Annotated in this window: 1 protein-coding gene; it reads right to left on the bottom strand. The window is 55.8% G+C overall.

Features of this window, described 5'->3' with window-relative positions:
- Positions 1-2,237: non-ribosomal peptide synthetase (locus tag K0T92_RS24400; protein WP_219875234.1), on the bottom strand; the 2,237-nt coding region annotated here is incomplete at both ends.

The following is a 2,237-nucleotide window of genomic DNA, read 5'->3' as shown; positions in this document are numbered from 1 at the left end:
GTCTGCGCGCCTTCCAGCTGATTCAGGATATACATCCGCCGCTGCGCCGACGATACCGGGTAATACGACCGCTCCTCCGTCCGCTCGATCGATGCGTATTTGCTTTCCTCTTGCTCCGCGATTCGCTGTGCCAGCTCCTCCAGCCGCGGCGCTTCGAAGATGCTCCGCAGCGGCAGGTTCACGTTCAGCTCCTTGTATACCCGCGCCGCCAGCATCGTCGCCTTCAGCGAATGACCGCCCAGCTCGAAGAAGTGATCCTTCGCCCCGACTTGCGCGATGCCCAGCACGCTTTGCCAGATTTCCGCCAGCTTCGCTTCCAGTTCCGTCCGCGGCGCTACGTAGCTTTCGCCTCCCGCAGCGCTCCGCTCCGGCTCCGGCAGTCCTCTCCGGTCCACCTTCCCGTTCGGCGTCAGCGGCACCTCGGCCAATTCCACAAAGAACGCCGGCACCATGTAGCTTGGCAATTGGCTTCCCACATATCGGCGAAGCTCCGCTGCTTCCAGCTTGTCGTGACCAACCACATACGCGCACAGATAGGAATCCGCTCCCTTATCCTGACGTGCGATCACTACCGCTTCCTTCACCTGCTCGTGTCGCTGCAGAACCGTCTCGATCTCGCCCAGCTCGATCCGGTAGCCCCGGATCTTCACCTGCTCGTCGATCCGGCCCAAATAGTCCAGGTTGCCGTCCGGCAGCCATCTCGCCAAATCTCCCGTCCGGTACAGCCGCTCTCCGTTCGGATGCTGCACAAACTTCTCTTCCGTCAGTTCCGGGCGGTTCAGGTAGCCGCGCGCCAAGCCCACTCCCGCGATGCACAGCTCTCCGGCTACCCCGATCGGCTGTTGATTCAATTCGGAATTTACGACATAGAGTCGGGCGTTGTCTAAAGGCTTCCCTATCGGGATGCGCAATCGTTCGTCATCTTCCTCTGAAATGGCGTATCGGGATGCATATACCGTCGCTTCTGTCGGACCGTATAAGTTCTCAAGTGCCGCCATAACTTTGCTTTGCTTTCTCAAAAGGTAGTACTGGCGGATTAGCGCAGCCGTCAAAGCTTCTCCCGCAGAAAATATATATTTCGTATCAGGCAAGCCAATTTCACTTTGTTCCAGCACGCTCATCATCGCATGCAGCATGGATGGAACAAAGTTGACATGCGTAATTTGATACTTATTTATTGTACGAATAAGAGACTCCGGTTCTTTTTCTGCGCCGGGCTCAAGAACGATCAGGCGTCCCCCGCCAATGAACCATCCGAACAGTTCCGCTACCGAAACGTCAAAAGTAACCGATGTTTTCAATAAATAGCTGTCCTGCTCCAAGCATGGATACGACTGCTGCAAGCTATTCAGAAGGTTCACCGCACTATGGTGTTCAATCAGGACTCCTTTCGGAAGGCCCGTCGACCCCGACGTGTAGATCACGTACGCCAGATGCTCCGCTCCCGCCGCCTCCGGCAGGTCCGTTCCGTCTCCTTCTTCCAGCAGCGCACGCTCCAGTACGAGCAACGATTCCGCCGTACCGTCCGCGAACTTCTCTTCAACACCCGCCTGCGTCAGCACCAGCCTCGCTCCTGCATCTGCCAGCGTGTAGCGGATACGCTCCTCCGGGTAGCTCGGGTCGATCGGCACATACGCGCCTCCCGCCTTCAGCACCGCCAAGATCGCCACGATCATTTCCGTCGACCGCTCCAACGCGATACCCACCAGCTCATCCGCTCCGACTCCCTGCTCCCGCAGCTTTCGTGCAAGACGATTCGAACGGGCATTCAGCTCTGCGTAGCTCAGACGCTCCTCTCCGTACACCAGCGCTGTACGCTCCGGCGTTCGCTTTACTTGCTCCTCGAACAGGCTGTGAATCGTCTGCTCCTTCGGATACGGCGCTTCCGTCCGGTTGAACGCCGCCAGAAGCAATTGTTCCTCATCGGAAAGCAGCTGTATATCCACAATGATTCCGTTCGGATTATGAATGACCGTCGATACTAATTGGAGCAAATGAGCTTCAATCGCTTCGATCCAGTATTGGTCTATTGAGGAGTCATAAATACATTTAAATACGATCTCATCTCCCGGAATAACGGTCAAATTGAAGCTATAATTCGTCTGCTCGACCACATTGGCGTCAATTATACTCAACGCGGATACGTCTGCCGCCGCATTCTCGATCTCCTTCGTTACAGGATAATTTTCAAAAACGACGATATTATTGATTAGCCCTTGCTTTATGCTCGACAAGGC

The organism is Paenibacillus oenotherae (assembly GCF_019443105.1).
GTDB lineage: Bacteria > Bacillota > Bacilli > Paenibacillales > Paenibacillaceae > Paenibacillus_Z > Paenibacillus_Z oenotherae.
Note: the sequence above shows the minus strand (reverse complement) of the source record. Positions and strands in the feature narration are given on the sequence as shown.